This window comes from Alcanivorax sp. P2S70 (assembly GCF_000475295.1).
Lineage (GTDB): Bacteria > Pseudomonadota > Gammaproteobacteria > Pseudomonadales > Alcanivoracaceae > Alcanivorax > Alcanivorax profundi.
This window is the reverse complement of the sequence record NZ_AXBZ01000023.1, coordinates 1-22,354: the sequence shown is the minus strand read 5'-3', so window position 1 is coordinate 22,354 and position 22,354 is coordinate 1. Positions and strand designations below refer to the sequence as shown.

At 58.2% G+C, this 22,354-nt stretch carries 11 protein-coding genes; 10 read left to right on the top strand and 1 reads right to left on the bottom strand.

All coding sequences use genetic code 11. The features are described from left to right. Nucleotides 1-149: 149 nt before the first annotated feature. From Q672_RS25210 to Q672_RS25165, 10 genes are all read left to right on the top strand, one after another. On the top strand, nucleotides 150-6,413 hold the full coding sequence (locus Q672_RS25210) for a hypothetical protein (protein WP_233552425.1): 6,264 nt from the start codon (nucleotides 150-152) through the stop codon (nucleotides 6,411-6,413). Continuing rightward, on the top strand, nucleotides 6,410-7,021 hold the full coding sequence (locus Q672_RS25205; RefSeq protein ID WP_022985245.1) for an OmpA family protein: 612 nt from the start codon (nucleotides 6,410-6,412) through the stop codon (nucleotides 7,019-7,021). The genes Q672_RS25210 and Q672_RS25205 overlap by 4 nt, the downstream gene beginning before the upstream one ends. A 19-nt stretch (nucleotides 7,022-7,040) precedes the next feature. Continuing rightward, on the top strand, nucleotides 7,041-9,917 hold the full coding sequence (locus Q672_RS25200; protein ID WP_031226402.1) for a COG1470 family protein: 2,877 nt from the start codon (nucleotides 7,041-7,043) through the stop codon (nucleotides 9,915-9,917). A gap of 2 nt (nucleotides 9,918-9,919) precedes the next feature. Further along, nucleotides 9,920-14,728, top strand: a complete 4,809-nt coding sequence (locus Q672_RS25195) for a CshA/CshB family fibrillar adhesin-related protein (RefSeq protein WP_022985243.1) — start codon at nucleotides 9,920-9,922, stop codon at nucleotides 14,726-14,728. A 102-nt stretch (nucleotides 14,729-14,830) separates the two neighbouring features. Next, the gene (locus tag Q672_RS25190) at nucleotides 14,831-15,019 is read left to right on the top strand and encodes a DUF2065 domain-containing protein (protein ID WP_022985242.1); all 189 of its coding nucleotides are present in this window, start codon (nucleotides 14,831-14,833) and stop codon (nucleotides 15,017-15,019) included. After that, nucleotides 15,016-16,188 carry an ATP phosphoribosyltransferase regulatory subunit gene (locus Q672_RS25185; protein WP_022985241.1) on the top strand — a complete coding sequence of 391 codons (1,173 nt, stop codon included), beginning with the start codon at nucleotides 15,016-15,018 and terminating at the stop codon, nucleotides 16,186-16,188. The genes Q672_RS25190 and Q672_RS25185 overlap by 4 nt, the downstream gene beginning before the upstream one ends. Nucleotides 16,189-16,292: 104 nt before the next feature. After that, entirely contained in the window at nucleotides 16,293-17,585 is a 1,293-nt protein-coding gene (locus tag Q672_RS25180; RefSeq protein ID WP_022985240.1) for an adenylosuccinate synthase, read from the top strand. A gap of 169 nt (nucleotides 17,586-17,754) precedes the next feature. After that, nucleotides 17,755-19,314, top strand: a complete 1,560-nt coding sequence (locus Q672_RS25175; protein ID WP_022985239.1) for an alkaline phosphatase — start codon at nucleotides 17,755-17,757, stop codon at nucleotides 19,312-19,314. A gap of 12 nt (nucleotides 19,315-19,326) precedes the next feature. Continuing rightward, nucleotides 19,327-20,925: an alkaline phosphatase gene (locus Q672_RS25170; RefSeq protein ID WP_022985238.1), complete on the top strand. Its 1,599-nt coding sequence runs from the start codon at nucleotides 19,327-19,329 to the stop codon at nucleotides 20,923-20,925. A 92-nt stretch (nucleotides 20,926-21,017) separates the two neighbouring features. Next, nucleotides 21,018-21,710 (top strand): hypothetical protein, encoded by a 693-nt coding sequence (locus tag Q672_RS25165; RefSeq protein ID WP_152521825.1) that lies wholly within the window; start codon nucleotides 21,018-21,020, stop codon nucleotides 21,708-21,710. A 43-nt stretch (nucleotides 21,711-21,753) separates the two neighbouring features. Here the strand turns inward: Q672_RS25165 and Q672_RS25160 are convergent, their stop codons facing one another. Further along, nucleotides 21,754-21,990, bottom strand: coding sequence for a hypothetical protein (locus Q672_RS25160; protein WP_022985236.1), 237 nt, complete (start codon nucleotides 21,988-21,990; stop codon nucleotides 21,754-21,756). Nucleotides 21,991-22,354: the final 364 nt, after the last annotated feature.

The following is a 22,354-nucleotide window of genomic DNA, read 5'->3' as shown; positions in this document are numbered from 1 at the left end:
CCTCCCAAGGGGCCCCTCTCTCCTTCGGGAGAGGGGGGCTTTCCCAAGGGCTGCATGGCAGCGTTTGGGAAAGCCCTCCGGGGAGCAAGAAGAAGCCAACAATTTGTCGCCCGGCATTCGGGCAGCACCAGGGAACGACGGACAACACCGTGAAAAACAGACTCGTGTGGACAATGGTAGCGATGACGCTGCTGGCGATAGCCAGCGGCGTTGTCGTTGCTGCCACCGAGGCAGGCACGGTTCTGCGCAATCAGGCGGAGGTCAGCTATTTCGATCCGGTCAATGGCGAAGTCATCGTCATGCGTTCCAACCTGTCTCAGGTTGTGGTCGCTCCGTTGCGGGCCGTCGCTCTGGATACCGATAACCTGGCGACGGTGGCGGCCGGTCAGCCGGTCAACTTGCCACACGTCATCAGCAACACCGGTAACGTGGCTGACCGTTATGCCATCAGCGCCAGTAATTTGACCGGCGATGAGGGCGACCTGCTAAACCTCGTCGTTTATCTGGATGTCAACGGTAACGGCCAGGCAGACCCCGGTGAGCCGGAGCTGCTTGAAACTGCCGAGCTGAAGCCGGGTGAAAGCGTGGCTCTGGTGGTAACCGGAAGTGTTCCGGCTGGTCAGAATGCGGATGATCGGTTGCGGCTTGAGGTGAGCGCCGTTTCTCTTGAGGACAATACCATCAGTGATACCCGCCAGGATGTGGTTACGGTCTCCCGCGGGGCATTCCTGAATATTACGAAATCAGCCAGCCAGAGCTGTGAGGCGCCGTTGCAGGCAGGCCAGAATCTGGACTATCGGATTTCCTTTACCAATAACGGCAGTACTGCGCCGCAGGCGCGTACCGTGTTGGTAAATGGCGTGCCCTACCAGGGCGTGCTGGTGGAGGATGAAATCCCCGGGAACGTGACCCTGCGCCCCTCCAGTGTGAGCAATGTGTCTCCGGTTCAGTCTTTCCCGCTCGTCCACCGTGCCGGTGACGCAGAAGATCAGTGGATCAGTTACGCCCAATGGGATACCGATGAGGCGGTAGATCGGTTTGCGATGTTGATGCCGGCAGAGACACTCGAAAGGAACGAGAGTGGCAGTTACACCTTCGGGGTGTCTGTGGCTGCCGGCACCACCGCCGGTACCCGTATCTTCAACCAGGCCCATGTGGACCTGGAGGGCGATGGCCTGGCGGATTTTGAGAGTAATACGGTCTGTAACACGATGGGCGGCTCTGTCAGACCTGCCATCCTTTTTGAGCGCCCGACACCGGCAGTAGTGCGCAACGAGGGCACTCCGGATCTAAGTAATGATGGCGATTTTGAAGCCGCCGATATCTATCGCCTGTTGCCCGAAGCCAGCCATGAAGTGCTGCACGATGGTGTTTATATCCGCCTGACGGCATCGCAACTGAATCAATCGCAAACCCAACGTGATTTTCTGCAGCAGACCCCCAATGGTCAGCAATTGGTCATCGTCACCGTGGAGTCCCGGCTGACGGGGGACTCGGTGAGGGTAGTGATGGTGGAAACCGGCGCCAACACCGGCGAGTTCCGCAGCATTTTCCCCATCGTCCTCAGTGAAGAGGAAAGAGGGAATAACCGGCTGTGCCCTTCTTACGCCAGTCAGCAAGATGTGCGTCAGTATGACAGCGAAACGACGACGCTCGATGCGCTGACCAATGCCTGTGTGTTGAACAGTACTCAGCGTGATACCTTGACCGCCCGCTATACCCTGCCGGTGTACGGTGCTGGCGGTACCATCGAAACCTATGAAGTAATCAGTGACATCGCGGCGGTGGATCCGGCCGGTACCGTGTTCGACTCCACCAATGGGAATCCTGTTGGGGGCGCGCGGGTCATTCTCTATCAGTCCCGGCAAACCTTGTCTGCCAGCGGGGCAGGCTCCTGTGCGGACCTGGCCGAGAGCGATTACGAAGTCGGTACCGATCCCTATACCGGGGAATCGCTGGATGGTGAAAACACCAATACCACCAATGCCGATAACACCACCAAGTTGGGGGATTACCAGTATCCCTTTGCAACCCCTGGGCATTGTTACTACCTGGATGTCATTCCGCCTGCGGGTTACACCTTCCCGTCAGAAGTGGCGCCTGCAGCCGCGGGCGCTTTCTACCCTGACGTCAATGACAGTTCCTACGGAATCGAAGGGTATCAGGCGCCGGTTGGGCGCATGGCTGCACGAGTGGCAGGGAGCAATAACGGCGCCTTCCTGCTGGGTACTGCCAATGTGTTTGTCAATATTCCGCTTGATCCCGGGGCAGGGCTCAATGCGGGCAATCTGGTTATCGACAAACGGGCAGAAAAAGACAGCGCGTCCGTGGGCGACGTGGTGGCCTACAGCATCGATATTACCAATAACCATACCGATGAATTGTATGCGGGTCGGGTATTCGACTCGTTGCCGTACGGGTTTCGCTACATCAATGACAGCGCCTGGCTGGAGGTCAATGGCAATCGGGTGGAAATGCCTGAGCCCGCCGGCCGTCCGGGCCCCCAGCTGACATTCCGGATTGAGCGTTTGCTGGCCAGTGGTAATGTGGATGCGCTGGCGTTGCAGCCGGGCAAAACCATCACGCTGCATTACGGGTTGCGTCTTAGTGCGGGTGCCGTCGACAGCAACGGCATTAACCGGGCAACGGCTCAGGCAAACACGCTTTCCGGTTCAACCTACCGCTCTAATGAAGACCAGGTTGAAGTGAAAATCCGTAACGAAGGCGTGCTTTCTGACAAGGCCATGCTGTTCGGTAAGGTCTATGTGGATGCTGATTGTAATAACCTGCAGAACGACGGTGAGTGGCCCATCGGTGGCGTCAAGCTGTACATGCAGGATGGCACCTGGGTAATTACCGACGAAAACGGTCAGTACAGCATTTATGGCCTGGAGCCTGGGCTGCACACCATCAAGATTGACCCGCTGACACTGCCAGCCGGGGTCAAGCTCAAGCCGATTGATAATCGTCATGCGGCGGACCCGGAAAGCCGTTTTGTGGACCTGCGTTCCGGCGAATACCACCGTGCGGACTTTGCCGCGTCCTGCCCTGTTGGGGATCAGGCTGAGGCGCTGGCAGAACAGCTCAAGCAGCGTAATGCGTCTATGAACGGTGACTGGATGCTGGATGAAGCGGCCCGATTTGATCCGCTGCGCCAGCAGACCACCAACCCGATCATTCGCCAGGCGGATGGTAGCGGTGACCTTGGCAGTGGTGTTTACACCCAGACCGGTGATGATTCCCTCAACGAAGCCTGGGATCAGGTCTCCCGTGTCAGCGGCGCAGAAACCGGGGCGACCCGGCTGGTTGATGAACAGACCCCTGAAGCGGCCATGGTGGAGACCAAGGAAGCCGCCGCCACTATTACCCGTGAACAGGCCGAGCAGGGCGCCTGGCTGTGGCCCCGTGGACAAGTGAGCCGTGATGGTCGTTTCCAGGTGGTGGTGCGTGCCGGGGTCGATCCGATTTTGAATGTGAACGGCAAACCGGTGCCGAAAACCCAGTTGGGCGAGCAGGTTGTGAACAAGCGCGAACGGGCACAGGTGGCGACCTGGTACGGGGTACAGCTCGCCGAAGGCGAAAACACTCTCACGGTGACTACCAAAGACATGTTCGGTAACACCCGGGTGATGGCAGAAGGCACGTTCATCCGTCCGGCTGCGCCGACCTCCATCACGGTTGAGTCCGAAGCCGATACTTTGCCTGCCGATGGCGGGCGCTCCACTCTGGGCATTCGGATTCGACTCAATGATGCTGCGGGGAACCCCGCAGTTGGCAACCACTTCGTAACCGTGGAAACCGATCGCGGCCGGTGGCTGGAAGAGGACCTGCAGAGCGATACCCCCGGGCATCAGGTGAAGCTGGTCGATGGTCGCGCACTGGTGCATTTACGCAGCACCGAATACACCGGGCCGGTGCGTATCCGCGCCAGCCTTGATCGCTTCAGTGACAGCATCCAGATTGAGCAGATTGCGCCGCTGCGTCCCTTGCTGGCCACCGGTTTTCTGCAGGTACAGAGCCGCGCGGGCGGACTGCGTGACAACGGCAATGCACCGGCGGATGTGGCGGATGAATTTGACGACGGTGTTGATGGCCGTGCGGCGGTATTCATGAAGGGGCAGGTACGTGGCGATGCTCACCTGACACTGGCCTACGATACCGACAAGGATCTGGATACCGAAGACGAGGTACGTCGTGACTTGAATCCTGCGGATTACTATCCGATCCCGGGTGATGCCTCTGTGCGGGGTTACGATGCACGCAGCCGCAGCAAGTTGTACGCAAAAATCGAAAAAGACCGAAGCAGCCTGATGTGGGGGGATTACCTCACCGATCCGGGTTATGAATTCTACGACCTGGGTCGTACGCAGCGTACCTTGACCGGCCTGAATGGTATCTATGACAACGGCCGCGCCCGCTTCCAGTTGTTTGCTGCCCGTCCGGAAATGGAGCAGGTTACGGAAGAAATTCCCGGCAACGGTACGGCACTGCTTTTCACGTTGAGCAATAACCCCGCCCGTGACAGTGAAACCGTGGAAATCATCGTTCGCGATCGTAATAACCCCGGGCTGGTGGTTGAGACGACGCCGCTGACCCGGTACGTGGATTATTCGGTGAACTACTTCACCGGCGATATCCGTTTCCATGATGTGATTCCGACGCGCGATGAAAACCTGAATCCGGTGTACGTGCGCGTTAACTACAACGTGGAAGGTGACGCTGAGGAGTACACCGTGTTGGGGGCTCGCCTCAACTACGATCTGACAGACCAGTTGCAGGTGGGTGTGAGCCGAACCCAGGATGATCACGATACCGACGGTTATGATCTCACCAGTGTGTCAGCACAGTACAAGGTAGATGAAAATACGCGGGTGAATGTTTCCACCGGTACCATGGAGCATGAAGATGGTACGCCAGAAGGTCGCGCCTACAGCATTAATGGTGAGCGTCTGTGGGTCGATGGTTCGCGCACCGAATTGCGCTGGGCTCGTGCTGAGAGCGGGTTTGACAACCCTGCGGCAGGCATTAGCGAAGCTCGTGAAGAAATGCGCTTGGGGCATGAGCAGATGATTACCAACGATTTCTCTGTTGAGATCGAAGGTATTCGCTCCAAGCAGCTGGATGCATCAGATGAACAGAATAGCCTGGGCGCTATCGCCGAAAAGCGGATCGGTGCCACCGCATTGCGAGGCGGGGTGCGGGGTATCGAACAGAAAGACGCGCAGGATACCGAGCGTTTCGGGACCTATATCCTCGGTGCGGATCGTGGTTTTACGCTGCTGGGCAAGCCTTTCCAGATAGGTGGTGAATACGAACAGGCCTTCCAGGACTCAGGACGCCGTCGCATCGCAGCGGATGCAGATATGCAGCTGACCGAGAAAACCAGCTTGTATAGCCGTTACGAAATCATCAACAGCCTGAATGGAATCAACACTCTGGATGATGATGTGGAGACTCAGCAGTTCACCACCGGGGTGCGTTCTGCCGTGACACGTAACACGGATGTCTACTCCGAGTACCGTCTGCGTGGTGCGGTCAGTGGCGAGGATGTGGCTGCCGCCAACGGTGTGAAGTCGGATATCGAAATCGAGCCGGGTTTGACGGTGAGTCCCACCTTTGAATGGATTCAGACCCTGGAAGGCAGTACCAGCCAGGATTCCACAGCCTTGTCGATTGGTGCGGAAGACCGCCGTAATCAGAACCGTCGTACGCTCGCCCGGGTGGAAACCCGATTTGGGGACGACCGTGAATACTACGGTCTGAGTGCGGCCAATATCTGGCGACTGAATACGGATTGGTCCGGTGTTGTTCGCGACGATCTTCGCCTTCAGTACTTCGATGCTGACCCCAAAGAAGGCGATAACATTGTGACCCTGGGGCTGGCCCGTCGCCCGCGCCGTGACAACCGTCACCACATGCTGTTCATGTACAAGTGGAAAGAAGAGTGGGGTGGTGCTGCCGGCTCCGATCGCACTGTGCACCTGTTCTCTACGCACCATAACTTCCAGCCTCACGATGACTGGATCTTCTCTGGCCGCGTGGGTGGCAAGTGGCAGGAGACGGAACTGGGTGCGCTGGATGTGCACACAGACGCTTATGTAGCAGATGGTCGCATTATCTGGGACATGACCCGTCGTTTTGATCTTGATTTGCATGCCGGTGCGATCACTACAGAGGGTGTTGATGAGCGCCGCTACAGTTACGGTTTTACCGTCAACGCCCTGATTCGTCGCAACCTGCGAATGGGCGTTGGCTACAACTTCCAGGGCTTCCGTGATGATGACCTGGATCCGGAAGGCTACAACGCCGAAGGCGTGTATGTGGGCCTGGAATACAAGTTTGATGAAGACGATCTGGGCTGGCTGGGCAGCAAGGCCGCCGGTCAGCGCAGTTACATGGGAGATGCGCGATGAATATGCTGAAAGCGCTCATGGCCAGTTTGTTGATAGTGGGGGTAAGTGGTTGTGCCACCACTGAATCCCTGTACGCTCAATACGACGAGCTGTGCCCGGTAGAGGCTCGGGTGACCAATACAGGAATGGTGATGGTGACCGGGATCGCTACCACCGGTAATGGAATCGTGGCGGCGGGAGCAACGGAGAGTCAGGTTTGGGAGCCTGCCGTGTATTTCGGTTTCGACATGGACGATTTGAAAGACAGCGAGAAAGCCCGCCTGGACAGCAACGTTGCGGTTTTGCATCGCTACGAGGCATTGCAAATCAGCGTTCAGGCCTACACCGATCAGAAAGGCAATGATGGGCTGAACCAGGCTTTGTCGATAAAAAGAATGAACAGTGTGGTGGCGTACCTGAAGGAGGCTGGCATCAGCGGCAGCCGAATCAAGGCCACCTATCTTGGTGAAGGTGCGCCTCTGCTGGCAGGCAGTACCACCGATGAACGCATTGTGAATCGTCGTGTGGAACTCATGCCGCTGGATTCCAGGGGGCGTCCGCTGGTGATGCGTACCGACTTCGCCAACAGCGGTGGTGACGAGTTTGTCGCCCCGGCACCGGTGAAGTGACAGGAGGTCCGGGGTGAATATGCTGCAACGTTTTCTGCTTGTTTGTCTGGTGATGGCTGGGGCGTTGGCCCAGGCCGCTGCGCCGGCAGCGGGCACCCTGATCAAGAACCAGGCATCGGCCAGTTACCGTGCCTGTCTTGATGATGGATGTACCGAACAGGCTGAGGCGCAGCGCGTTACCTCTAACCTTGTACAAACCCTGATTCGTAATGTGCCGGGTCTGGAACTGGTCAGTGATCAGGGCAAACCCGCGGTGCCGGGCGGCTATGTCTACTTCTCACACGTACTGACCAATACCGGGAATGGACCGGACCAGTATCAATTCTGCCTCGACACGATCAGCAGCGACTTTGTCTCCTGGACGGTGTATCGGGATGAGGATGGTGACGGTCAACCCGACGTGGGTGGCGCCCTTTTCAATCAATCAGATGCCGACGCCTGTTGGGATTCCTTAACGCGAACACTGATTGCCGATGAAACCTTCTCGCTGGTGATTGAAGCCGAACTGTCCAATGCCGTAGTAGCAGGTCAGCAGCCCTCCCTGCGGCTTCTGGCCAGCAGCAATGAGGATAATGTCATTGTTGCCACTAATACGGATGAAGCGGATGTCGTAAATGGTCCCGTTATTGAGGTGGTTAAATCCCTGAGCGAACGGGAAGGACGCTCCCCTGCTGGACCGGTTACGGTGACGCTGGAATATCGCAATGCGTCTGATCAGACAGCAACAGATATCGTTATTGAGGACATTCTCCCCACCGTGACGGTGGATGGCGTGGCCGGAGGTATGACATACGTAGCGGGTTCGGCCCGCTGGAGTCAGACAGGGAGTACCGTACTGACCGACGATGGTGAAGATGGCAGCCAGGGCAGTGCTCCCGATCTGATCGACTACTGCGCTTACGATGAGGATGCCACGAATCCGGATTGTCATGACCGAGTTCGTGCCGAGGTGCAGCAGTTGCCGCCGGGTGGTATCGGCATTCTGACTTTTGATGTCATGATCGACAGCGGTATTGCCGCAGGCGACCGGGTACGCAATACCGCCCGTTTTCGCTATGCCAACCAGGCCGGCGACACAGTGTTTGGCTCGCCTTCCCCTTTCAGTACCAATTCCGTCAGCTACCGGGTCATCGGCCGCGCGCTTCAGCCAGCGGTTGTGGCGAACAATGACACGTCAGACAGTGTCACCGGTAACGATGATGTTTCCGACACGGGTAACCGGGTTGAAGTCGCGGCAGTAGGCCAGGGCGGGACTGTCGCGTTCGACAATCTCATCTGGAATACCGGTGACGGCGAAGACAGCTTTGATATTCTGGTGGATAGCGTCAATGACCGTCAGGGCAATGCGCTGGCTACTCCCTTCCCGGCGAATTCGGTTTTTCAGCTCTACAAGGCTGATGGTGCTACGCCATTGGTGGACACCGATGGTAACGGCGTCGCGGACACTGGCCCTATTCCATTGCCCGATGCTGTCACAGGTCAGTGCCCGGCGCGGTACGTCACCGATACGGTAAATGGCGCTTGCGGGGTGCGGGTAATCCTGCGTGCGATCCTCCCGCCGGATGTGTTGGGAGGGCCGTTTGCCGTAACCAAGATAGCGCGCTCGGTAAGCGATACCAGTGTCAGCAATGCAGTGAGCGATATCCTGCTTGCCATTACCACCAACAATGTGGATCTGACCAATGACCAGCCGGTCAATGGTAGTGCGCCGGGTGAGGGTGTGGGCCCGGAAGCAACCCCGGTTCGAACCCTGTCCATTGCGCCTGGAGGGCAGGGGGCGTTTGTGGTCTATATCAATAACACCGGTGCTCGCCAGGACACCTATGAGCTTCAGGTGAGCAGCAGCAACTTCTCCCCGGGACAGCTTCCGGCCCAATGGCAGGTAGCCTGGCATCGCGATGGTGGTACTGGCGATTGCAGCAGTCTCGGTCCGGCGCTAACCAATTCCGGATTGGTGCCTGCCGGTGGACAGAGACTGATGTGTGTTCAGGTCAAGGTGCCCGATACCGAGTCTGGCGACCAAACAGTTTCCCTTTATCTGCGTGCGTTGTCCCCGACCAGTGGCGTCAGCGATATCAAGCACGATGCAGTTACCGTCGTGGCTGGCCCGGCGCTATCGTTACAACCCGATCAGGTAGGGCAGGTGGCTCCGGGAGCAAGCACTACCTACAGCCATCAGCTAACCAATACCGGGAACGTGGATCTGTCGAACGTGCTGCTGTCTGCCAGTCCGGCTGCGGCGGCTGACAATGGCTGGTCGGTGACCCTGTATGAGGACAGCAATGACAATGGGCTTTGGGATCCGGATGATGCCTTGATCATTGACGGGACGCCATTGCAGACGGCGGGCAGTGATGGCGTGCTCACCGTTGGGGAAAGTATTTCCGTGTTTGCCCGGGTGTTTGCGCCAGCCAATGCCGCTTTCGGTACCGTCAATATCAAAACCCTTACTGTCACGGCTGAGGGCGCGGCCCAGACCGTTTCTGATCAGGCCACCGATACCACCACGGTTAACAATACGGATGTGGCCATCACCAAAGAACAGGCGCTGGATGGAAACTGTGACGGCGTGCCTGATGGGCCCGGCAGTTGTTCCGCGGATGGCTGCTTTGTCTATACCCCGTTTCAGGCGACCCCCGGGGAGCAATGCGTTATCTACCGGCTGACGGCAACCAATACCGGTTCGCAGAGTATGTATGAGGTAACCATCAATGATCGAACCCAGCCTTATACCAGCATGCTGGGTGCCGCAACTCGCTGCTCTTCGCCCACCGGGGATTGTGCGGGTGATGTGGTGGCGCCGGGGGACGCTGCAACCGGCGATGTATCGGTCAACATTGGTGAGTTGAGAGCGGGTCAGCAAGCGGTGCTGATCTTTGGTCTGAGGGTAGAGTAGCGATGACAACCAAAGGCCCCAACAAGAACAAAGGCAAGCTGGTGATGAGACTGCTGGTTGTGCAGATGTTGATCCTGGTATTGGTGGTTGGGATCTGCCTGGTGAGCGCTCCAGCCTACGCAGTGAGTGTGGCCCTTAACGGGACCCGGACGGTTATCGGCGGCAGTGATTGTGCGCTTGCGACCTATCGCTTTGGAACGAATACCACTTACAGCGGTCAGGCTCTGGATTTGCTGGTGGAAGTGATCCAGGAAGATAACGAGCAGGCAGGTTCCTTTCAGTGTGTGGGTGTGGACAGTGGGGTGCTGTTTGTAAGCCTGCGAGACAAGGATAGCGGCGAGAATATCGCCTACGCAGATTTGCGACTGACTCTGGTGGCCCAAGGGACCACCACGCCGGTCACCGTGGATCGCATGGTGGTCACGGGTTTCGATCTGGACCGCAACAGTGACAACACCCAGACAGACACGGATGACATGTACTTTACCACCGGGCCGACAACCCGGTCCTATGTGTCTACCAATACCCAGACAACGGTCACCACGACGGGCACGGGAAGTTATAACACCCGCATCCGGGGCCGTGATGACAACTGTGATGATGGCGCAACCAATTCCCAGCCGGAGTGTCGGGCCAGTGTGGTGTTCGCGGAGACATCCACCGCCACCGTCAGGGTGCAAAACAACAATGCCTATGGCAATGACCCCAATACGAGTACTGCCCGCCGAGTGTCTTACCTGTCATTCAGGATCAACGACTTTGAAGACGTGGTCGACGGTAACCTGGATTACGGTGACGCGCCCTCCAGTTACGGAGCCGGACGCCAGAATGTGACCACGGCTTTAGGTTTGGGGCGCGGCTTGCTGCCGGATCATGATGCTGCCAATCAGCCAACCACTGCTGCGACGGGGGATGATAATGATGGCAGTGGTGGTTCTCCGACGGAGTACGACGATGAAGATGGGGTCTTTCTCAATGGCTCGACCTTGAGCAATGCGTCGGTGTTTCCGGGTCAACAAAGTGAACTGTCCATTACGACGTTTGGTAGTGGTTACCTCAATGCCTGGATTGACTGGAATCGCGACGGTGACTTCAACGATAGTGGGGAACGGGTGATTACCAATCGCCAGGTAACCAATAATGGTGAAACCGCTTCCGGTAATGGCTCGAGCAGCTTTATCACAACCACACCTGTCAGCGTGACGGTGCCGCAGAACGCGTCTGCGGGGCAGACCTATGCCCGCTTTAAATTCACCCGAAATACCAATCCCGGTATTGGTTCGAATGCCAATGACGGTGAGGTGGAGGACTACCGGTTAACGGTGGCTCAGCAGAGCTGTAATGCCGAAATCAGTGGCAACCTGTCTTTGAGTGGAACCGCCTCAAGGGATGGTGTGACAAATGAAATTACGCTGACCCAGGCGTCGGGAAATCAGGCAGGTTCTGCCTGGTCACAGAATCGCATCAGCTTGTTGGCGCCCTTCACGGTAGAGTTTTCGATCTTTCTGGGAGACAAGGATGCCGCGGGTGCAGACGGTATTGCCTTCGCCTTTCAGCGTGATCCCGATGGAAGTAATGCCACAGGTGTGTTTGGTGGGGCCTTGGGTGTCGGTGGACTGGATCCCGCAGTGGCGGTGGAATTTGATACCTACAATAACGGTACCGGTTACGGTGACATCGTCAATGATCACACCGTAATCTACGACCCGGTCAATTACACTGATAGTTCCGGTGGCGGCAGCCTGCTCAGCTCTGTTGTGGACCTTGGCAATATTGAAGATGGGGAGTGGCATACGGTTTCGCTGGATTGGGATCCGGTTACCAACCAATTGCAATACCGGTTTGATGGTTCGCTGGTGGCGGTGGTCAATCGTGACTTCACCAATCTGGACTTTGCCGGTGACCCGAACGTGTTCTTTGGCTGGGCTGCATCCACAGGGGGATCCAATAATCTACAGAAAGTCTGTGTAATCGATGCCCCTGAGCAGGTGTTGATTGATTATGGCGATGCGCCTGCCAGCTACCAGAATCCTTCTCATATTATTGTGGACGGTATTCGTCTGGGTGCCGATATTTCCGAAGATGTGACCGGTTACGATAGCGCGACTGCCGGGGCAGACAGCTTTGACGATGGGGTGACATTCCCGTCCAACTTGCCGGGAGTCGATCCTGTGCAAGTTGAGGTAACCGGTGCAGGAGGTTACCTGCAGGCCTGGATCGACTGGAACCGCGATGGCGATTTTGATGATGCAGATGAACAGATTGCCGAAAATCTCCAGGATGAAGATGGCGACGGGTTTATCGATTTTGTGGTTCCCCCTTCCGCGCAATCGGAAAACGCCAATGACGTCATTGCCAGGTTCCGTTGGTCGACAACCGAGGACCTTAATGCCTATGACGGTGCAGATGATGGTGAAGTCGAAGATTACCTGATCAATACCCGGGAAGTGGTGTTTTGTCCGCAAGGGTCAGAGGCCACAGGCGGGGGGATCGCCACCGGAGGCACCGGAGGATATCGGGAGTCCGTTTACTGGCTGGATTGGAACTGCGGGACCAAAAACAATTATCTGCCGGGTGAGCTGGTTCGCAAAAGCTGGGTGTTCGGGCCGGTGGAAATCCGCGCAACTGTAGACAACATTACCAGTCAGCTGAATATCTATAACAGCGGTAACTGGTCGGGCGACCGTTTTGATGATCTGTATCAGGGGGTCAACCCGGTTGGCCTTGCCAATACCAATGGGGCAGAGCCTAACTTTGATATTGGTTGGGAAGTTTACCTCAATGGACAGAGGGTGCCGGCAGACATCATTGCTGCTGACGTGGAAGACACAGATGAAAATGAGAGCCTCACATGGGAGACCGATGGTGAGCCCTGGGAGATTTTCTCGATCGCTCCGCTGTCTGACCTTCAGGCGCGTTTTGAAAATGGTGCCCGCCGCCTGGTGCTGACTACAGGGGTGGCGCCAGGTACGGGTACTCTGCTCGCCTTGACTGAAGATGCGACCCAGACCTCACACATTGTGGATGGCTCGGGGGTTCAGGCTGTGGGGTTTGGCGTTTTCCTGCAGGTAGACCATGGTGATATCGCGGGTGGTTACCCGCAAAGCGGTGGCCATGTGTCACGTCGTGATGCCACCGGTGGGAGCAAACCCACCTCTGATACGGATGTTAATACCCTGACGGTGGCGACCTTGCAGCCGGCGACGCCCTATCTGGGGGAGATTGGTCCTGATCCCGAAGATGCAGACCAGAACTCCGCCAACGCGGATGCCGATGGCCCGGAAGAAGACGGGGTCAGTTTCCCGCCGCTGATTCCTGGTGCGGGTGCCACGATCACAGTGACCCTTACCGAAGATGTGGTTGGTGAAAACTATGTTCAAGGCTGGATCGACTGGAACCGGGACAATGACTTTGACGATGCCAGTGAACAGATCGCCCTGAACGTTCGTGATAATGATGCCCAGGACGCCAATAGCAGTCCGGGGGTGATCGAGCTGAACCTGTTTGTTCCGCCGGGCGCGTTTATCGGCAACACCTATTCCCGCTTCCGACTGTCCAGCACCCCGGACGTGCCGGCGGGTGGCCAGGTTGTGTTCGATGGTGAGGTGGAGGATTACCTGGTGACTGTTTCTTCCGGCAATACCGGGGGGATTCTGTCGGGCTGGGTGTACGAGGACAATGGTGACGGCGCCACCGCCCACGATGGTATCAAGGCCGGTAACGAACCCGGCATCGCCAACCAGCGAGTGGTGTTGTATCACGATGCTGACAATAACGGTGTGTGTGAAGACACCGACACGGTTCTGGCTGAAACCCTTACCGACGGGGACGGGGGCTGGCGTTTGGTCCCGGTGCTGGCGGATGTGGGCAAGAATGCCTGTCTGGTCGTGCAAACAGCCAACGGGTTTCGTTCCATCAGCGAGAATCCCGGCGATGGCGGAGCCAGCATCAACACCGGTGCCGCGGATGATGATGTAATGTTGTTGCAGGTGCAGCCCAGCGGGGTGGATTGGGACAATATCCTGTTTGGTGATGCCGGGTTGCCGGTGCTGGAACCGGACCGTCAGGGCGTGGTGGATGCCGGTAACAGTCTGCTCTACAGCCATCGCTTTACGGCACGCACTGCCGGTTCGGTGGATTTCAGCCTCGGTACAGCCCAAACCGTCCCTGCGAGTCCGGCCTGGACCGATACCCTGTTCCGTGATGCGGATTGTGATGGCGAACTGTCTGCTGCAGACGAGGCGCTACCGGTTAGCGGAGTGGCGGTGCAGGCAGGAGACAGCCTGTGTCTGCTGGTCAAGGTGTTTGCCCCTGCCGATGCGCCCCTTGAGGCACTGCACAGTCGTCCGCTGATCGCCACCCAGACTTTTGCAGGTACAGCACTGCAGTCCACAGTCCAGGTGCTAGATACCACTCGCCTGACGGCAGGCAAGCTGATTCTGGACAAGACTGTGCGAAACATCGGTCCGGATGGTCTGGCCGGCACGGCCGATGATGTGGACAGCCAGGACGGGACCGCCAATCAGGCTTCCCCGGGGGATGTGCTGCGTTACCGGCTGACCTTCTCCAATCAAGGGGTGCGGCCGCTGACCGAGGTGACGATCAATGACAGCACGCCCGCGTTCAGCAGTCTGAGCCAGGCCGCCGTTTGTCCCACCCCCTTACCGGCAGATCTCGGCGGTTGTAATCTGACCACTCCGAATGGCCCCAATACCGCGGGCTATGAGGGGGCGCTGCAATGGTTGTTCAGCGGCCAGCTGCTACCGGGTAATCAGGGGGCGGTGGTCTACGATGTGCGGGTTAGTCCCTGATCCGGGGCACCCGCTTCAACCTACCTGATACCGTAAGACCGTGATAGAATGCGGCAACCGAGCCCGAGGGTTCGGTTTTTTTGTGGCTGTCTGGCAGGAATCATGGATTTCAGCATAGTGATAAAGGCCCTGTGCCTGGTGCTGGTAATCGAGGGCATTCCGCTCTTCCTGGCGCCCGATCGGGCTCGTCAGGCCGCGCTTCAGCTGGCGCGGATGCCCGGGCAGTCCCTCAGAATACTGGGGCTGGTGCTCATGGTGTTGGGTGCCGTCCTTCTGGTGGTGATGAAATGAATCAGCAAGCACAGTGGCTACTCCCCGATGGGGTGGAAGAAGTCTTGCCGGGCCGCGCCCGGGCGATTGAGCAACTGCGACGCGGTACCCTGGATCTGTACCAGCGCTGGGGTTACGAACTGGTCTTCCCGCCACTGATCGAATTTCTGGAATCCCTGTTGAATGGGGCTGGCCGGGATCTGGAGCGGGAAACCTTCAAGATCACCGATCAGCTTACCGGGCGTTTGATGGGGGTGCGTGCCGACATTACCCCGCAAGTGGCGCGGATGGATGCTCACAGCCTGCGCCGTAATGCGCCCACTCGGTTGTGTTATTGCTCCAGTGCCCTGCGTACCCGTCCTGCCGTGGCCGGTGGTACCCGCCTGCCATACCAGATTGGTGTTGAACTGTTCGGCCATTCTGGCGTGGACAGCGATCTGGAAGTTATTTCCCTGTTGCTGGAAACCCTGCGGCTGGCAGGGGTCGACAACGAGGTCGTGCTGGATCTGGGCCATGTGGGCCTGTTCAGTGGCCTGCTGGCGGATTGCTCCCTGAGTGACGCGCAGCAGGCCCAGCTGGAAGATATTCTGGTCCGCAAGGCACGGGTCGAGCTGGATACGTTCCTGGCCGACAGCAGCCTGCCGGACGCCGCCAGCAAGGCGCTTGCGGCTTTGCCATGGCTGGCGGGTGATGCGGCGGTGCTGGGCGAGGCACGGGAGATATTTCAGGATTTCCCCGCAGCGCTGGCAGCCCTGGATGAACTGGATACGCTGGTCTCGGTGCTGAGCCAGCGTGGCGTTACCCTGCATCTGGATCTGGGTGAGCTGCGGGGTTATCACTACCACACCGGTTGTGTCTTTGCGGCGTACCTGCCCGGCGAAAGTGAGCCGGTGGCCAAGGGTGGGCGTTATGACCACATTGGTGAAGTATTTGGTCGTGCCCGTCCCGCGACGGGTTTCAGTGCCGACCTGAAAATGCTGTCGGCTCGCACGGTGGCTGCGGGCGATAATGGCATTCTCGCCGAAGGCTCTTTGCAGGATGCGGATTTCGCCGCCGCCGTGGCCGCGTTGCGTGATCAGGGCGAGCGGGTCGTGCTGGCGTTACCGGGCGCAGACAATGATGGCCAGCTGTTGGGCTGTCAGCGCAGGCTGGTACAGGGCGACAACGGCTGGGTCATCCAGGACAAGTAAATTCACGGGTGGTGACCGGTCTGTCCGGTCTTCACTTACGGTAAAGCGTGTCGTGTGCCAAGCGCGCCGCGTGCAAGCGTTAACTCAACAGGCAGCTAGCAATCATGGGTAAGAACGTAGTCATTCTGGGCACCCAGTGGGGTGATGAAGGCAAAGGCAAGATCGTGGATCTGCTCACCGATCAGGCGTCGCTGGTGGCCCGTTTTCAGGGCGGCCACAATGCCGGCCATACCCTGGTGATCGACGGCAAGAAAACCGTCCTGCACCTGATCCCCTCCGGCATCCTGCGTGAAGATGTTCAGTGCCTCATCGGCAATGGCGTGGTGCTGGCGCTGGATGCCCTGCTGAAGGAAATCGGCGGCCTGGAAGAAAACGGCGTCCCGGTACGCGAGCGTCTGCGTCTGTCAGCCTCCTGCCCGTTGATCCTGCCTGTGCACGTGGCACTGGATCAGGCCCGTGAAGCGGCCCGGGGCAACAAGAAGATCGGCACCACTGGCCGCGGTATTGGTCCGGCCTATGAAGACAAGGTCGCCCGTCGCGGTCTGCGTCTGGGTGATATCTATCACCGGGAGCGTTTCGCGGCCAAGCTTGGCGAAGTGATGGATTACCACAACTTCGTGCTGCGCAATTACTACAACGCCGAGCCGGTGGACTTCCAGAAAACCCTGGATGAAACCCTCAAGCTGGGTGAAGACGTGCGCGGCATGGTGACCGATGTGACCTCCGTACTGCATCACGCTCGTGAGCAGGGCGAGAACATCATGTTCGAAGGGGCCCAGGGTACTCTGCTGGATATCGATCACGGTACCTACCCGTACGTGACCAGCTCCAACACCACCGCTGGGGGGACCGCTACCGGCTCCGGCGTGGGCCCGCTGTATCTGGATTACGTGCTGGGTATCACCAAGGCCTACACCACCCGTGTGGGCAGCGGCCCGTTCCCCACCGAGCTGTTCGACGAGAATGGCCGCTACCTGGCCGAGAAAGGCCACGAGTTCGGTTCCACCACGGGTCGTGCCCGTCGTTGTGGCTGGTTCGATGCGGTGGCACTGAAGCGCTCTATCCAGATCAACTCCATTTCCGGTCTGTGCCTGACCAAGCTGGACGTGCTGGACGGTTTGGAAGAGGTGAATATCTGTATCGGTTACCAGGATGCGGAAGGCAACTCCCTGGAGTGTGCCTGGGATGCGGACAGCTACGAAGAAGTGAAGCCGGTGTACGAAAGTCTGCCAGGCTGGAGCGAGTCCACCCTTGGCGTCAAGGCAGTGGAAGACCTGCCGGCCAATGCCCAGGCTTACCTCAAGCGTATTGAGGAAGTGACCGGCGCGCCGATCGATATCATCTCCACCGGCCCGGACCGGGTAGAAACCATCATCAAGCGACATCCGTTCGCATGATGCGCAAGGGCAGCTTCGGCTGCCCTTTTTTGTGGCTCTGTGTGTAAATCAGGATCTATTCCGGATCCGGTTCACAAATCATCCTTTTGCCGTTTCGCTGAGATCAAACTGCAATAACTTCCCGATTAGATAGTGCCCTCTTGGTTCATTCATCAATCGGGGATTTGTCATGCCTAATCGTATCGTGCGGTTTGCCCTTAGTGGGCTGGCTGCTGGCGTTTGTGCTGCTGCCAATGCAGATGTCGCCATTCCGGCTTATCAGTCCGGTAGTGCCTGGTTCACCGACGGCCAATCAAATGTACAAGAAAAAGCGGAGCTGGAACGTACGGCCGCGACCGCGAAGAATGTCATCCTTTTTGTGGGTGACGGGATGGGGATTTCGACCCTCACAGCGGCCCGAATTCTTCAGGGGCAGCTGGCAGGTGATGAGGGTGAAGAGAACTACCTGTCCTTTGAAACCTTTCCCTACAGCGCACTGATCAAAACCTATAACACAAATCAGCAGACCCCGGATTCCGCCGGCACCATGACGGCGATGATGAGTGGTGTGAAAAACAAGGCCGGCATGATCAACATTTCTGATGCGGGTATGCGCGCAGATTGTGCTTCCTCTCAGGGAAATGAGCTCAACACCTTTCTGGATCTGATGGAAGAAGCCGGGCGCTCCACGGGGGTGGTCAGCACAGCCCGTGTTACCCATGCGACACCAGCGGCGACCTATGCCCGTGTTCCCGAGCGTAACTGGGAGTCCGACGACAGTCTGACGGATGAAGCCAAAACCAACGGCTGCAAGGATATCGCAGATCAGCTGGTGTCCTACGATTATGGTGACGGCATTGATGTGGTGCTGGGCGGCGGTCGACGTCATTTTCAGACCACCACCGATGGCGGCAAGCGTACCGACGACCGCGATCTGACCCAGATCTGGCAAGACCGCTACGCCGATACCGAGCAGAGCGCGCTGTACATCGAGACGGGCACGGAGCTGGCCAGCGCGGATCTGGCGGTCACCGACAAGCTGCTCGGGTTGTTCGCTTCCTCTCATTTGAGCTACGACGCTGACCGCCAGGCAACCGGTGCGGATGAGCCCACCGTGGCAGAAATGACGGAAGCGGCGATTGAGGTGCTGAGCAAGAACGAAGACGGTTACTTCCTGATGGTCGAGAGCGGCCGTATCGATCACGGTCACCATGCCGGCAATGCCTATAACGCTTTGCACGATGCGGTCGCCTTTGCCGATGCGGTGCAGGCAGCCAAAGACAAGGTAAACCTTGAGGATACCCTGATTCTCGTGACGGCAGACCACAGCCACGTATTCACCATCGCCGGTTACCCCACCAAGGGCAACCCGATTCTTGGCAAGGTTGTTACCAACGACGGTTCCGGTGCGCCGGAATCTGATGCCTACCTGGCTGCAGATGGCCAGCCCTACACCACACTGGGCTACACCAACGGGTTTGGCTTTGCCGATCTGGGGGCAGAAACGGATGCGGATGCCATCTATGCCATGGCGCCAAACGGCGGTCGCCATGATATCTCGTCAGTGGATACCGAAGCGCCGGGCTATCACCAGGAGGCCCTGATTCCGATGGGGTCTGAAACCCATGCGGGTGAGGATATCTCATTGCATGCCGCCGGCGCCGGCGCGTACATGGTGCAGGGGAATGTGGAGCAAAACACGGTGTTCCATATCATGACCACCGCCACCTCCGTGACCCCTGCTGAGTAAAGGAGCAAGACAATGAAAATCAAATATCTGGCACTGGCCATTTCCGCCTCGGCACTGCTTTACGGCTGTGGGGGCGACAGTAACAACGATGAAAACGGGGACGGTGGCCGCGATGTCGGCGGCGAGGCAGCGCTGTCTTTCCCGGCGTCACAGGTAGCCAGCGACTGGTACGAGCAGGGTGAGGCGGTAGTTGCCGCGGCGGCACAGAAACAGGTTAATAACGAGGTGGGTGCGGCCAAGAACGTGATTCTGTTTGTCGGTGACGGTATGGGCATCTCCACCGTGACGGCGGCACGCATCCTGGCCGGGCAAATGCAGGGTCTCGATGGTGAAGAGTATCAGCTCAGCTTCGAAAAAATGCCGTTTACCGGTTTGATCAAGACCTATAACACCAACCAGCAAACCCCGGACTCGGCCGGCACCATGACGGCCATGATGAGTGGTGTGAAAACCAAGGCTGGGGTGATTGGCGTAGCGGAAGGCGCGGTACGGTCTGATTGTGCCTCCAGTCAGGGCAAGGAGCTGGTAACCGCCCTTGAGCTGGCTGAAGATCAGGGTAAGGCCACCGGTATCATTTCCACTGCCCGTATTACCCATGCCACCCCGGCGGCTACCTATTCCAAGAGCCCCGAGCGTAACTGGGAATCCGACGATAACCTGACTGCAGAAGCTGCCACCAATGGCTGTAAGGACATCGCCGATCAGCTGGTGTCGTTCGACATTGGTGATGGTATTGATGTGGTGATGGGGGGCGGCCGCCGTCACTTCTTGCCTGCCGCAGACGGAGGCAAGCGTACTGACAATCGCGACCTGACCGACGAGTGGAAAACCGCGCATCCTTCAGGCTCTTACCTGCAAACGGGAACCGAGCTGGCCGCGCTGGATGCCGCCAGCGCTACCCAGGTGCTGGGTCTGTTCAGTAGCAGCCATATGAGCTACGACTCGGACCGTCAGGCCAACAGCAAGGATGAGCCGTCCCTGTCTGAGATGACCAGCAAAAGTATCGATATCCTGTCCAAGGATGAGGACGGCTTTTTCCTGATGGTCGAGTCTGGCCGGATTGACCATGGCCACCATGCGGGTAGTGCCTATAGCGCCCTGACGGATGCGGTGGAGTTTGCTAACGCCATTCAGGCCGCCATGGACAAGACCAGTGAAGAAGACACCCTGATCATCGTCACCGCTGACCATAGCCATGTGTTCACGATTGCGGGCTATCCGACCCGGGGCAACCCGATCCTTGGCAAGGTGGTGACCAACGACGGTAGCGGTGAGCCGGAAAGCACCCCCGCCCTGGCTGCGGATTCCATGCCCTACACCACGCTGGGCTACACCAATGGCCTGGGTTTTGCCGAGCTGGGCGATGAGCACGATGCGGACGCCCGGTACGGCTCTGCCATTGATGCCGGTCGCAAGGATCTGGCCGCCGTCAACACCGAGAGCCCGGGTTACCACCAGGAAACACTGGTGCCGCTCAGCTCTGAAACCCACGCGGGTGAAGATGTGGGAGTGTGGGCTCGCGGTCCGGGGGCGCACCTGCTCACCGGGACCAACGAGCAAAGCCTGATCTTCCATGTGATGGCCCATGCGGGTGGTCTGCTGCCCGAGTAACCCTTCGGCAGTGGCAACAGGAGGCCGGCGAGGCCTCCTTGTTGTATGGAGCTAATATGAAACTGGGTTGTGTGGCCAATGGGAGAGTCACAATGAAAAAAACGATTGGGATCGCTTTGCTGCTGGTGCTTTCGCCGCTGGCTCAGGCTCAATGTCTTCAGCCTGCGGCGGGGAGCGTGATTCATGCCCGATATGATGTGTATAACGGCACCCAGCGTTACAGCGTGGACTTTTATCGTGGGGATGATCAGGTTGCCTGGCAGCGTGGAGACGTGATCAGTGCCTGGTCACAGCAGGATGATCAGGTGTCGCTGTTGCGGGTGTTTCCCCAGTATCAGCGCACCATTTGGTATCCCGCCGGGGACTTGCGGGCGCTGGGCAAGTCCTCAGAGTGGGGTGCGGTAACCGGTTGGCCGGTGCCGCAGGAGAATGGTTATCAGCGAGTCAGTGATCAGGTGGCGGTCGTGCAGGGGTGCGAGGCGGGTGAGTTCGAGAATGCCGAAGGCGCCCGGGTGCTGTGGCTGGAGACGGCAGGACTGCCGGCCCGGATCGCCGAAAACGACACGGTCTGGCAGCTGGTATCACTGGAGCAGGTCGCCGAGAGTGACACCTTTGCCCGTTGGTCGGCCTGGCAGAGCACGGATTTTGCGGATGTCGGGGATAACGAAGCCGATCCCTTCCTGCGCCGCATGATTGCTTTGGGCTTTGTGGAGCATGGTGCGAGCGGGTTCTATCAGGCCGATGGCACACCGATGCAGGCACCGGCGCACTCACACGCGCATTGATCCGTCTGCCGCAGTGGCCATCAGCGATGGCGGCGGCGGGGGACTATTTGCGACGGGTGATGACGATCAGGCCTACCGTGATCACCACCACTGCGGCAGGGAACAGCAGCAGATAACGCTTGCGGCGGGCTTCCTTTTCGCGCTGGGCGTCGGCGGCGGCGATGGCCGGATGGATCTCGCTGCTGCGGGCGCCTTGTTCGGGGCTGTTGGCAGACCAGGCTGAAACCGGTGCCAGGAACAGGCCGGTGGCCAGTACCCAGGCGGCAAGCAGATTACGCATCAGTATCATGGTAATAGCGACCTCATCGAATGTCGGGAGACGGGTGACGGCAGGCCAGAAACGAAAAAGGGCCCCCGTCTGGGAGCCCTTTCGAAATTGGTGCGAGGAGAGGACTCAAATAGGGTGCGTAACTGTCTGATATAAATAAAGATATCCCAGTTCGGTTTTGCTTCATACCAACACATGTACCAACAAGCGGGTTTGTAAAATTTCTGACGCATGAAGGTGTCGTCATTCACCTAAATCCTCTTTCGCTGACTATATCCAAATTTGGAGAGCAGCGAAGGGTGTGGATCATACCATTCTTGCCACCTTGTGCCACCTGCTCGATCAGGGAGGCGAGGGGGTTCTACCCCGTTTCCAC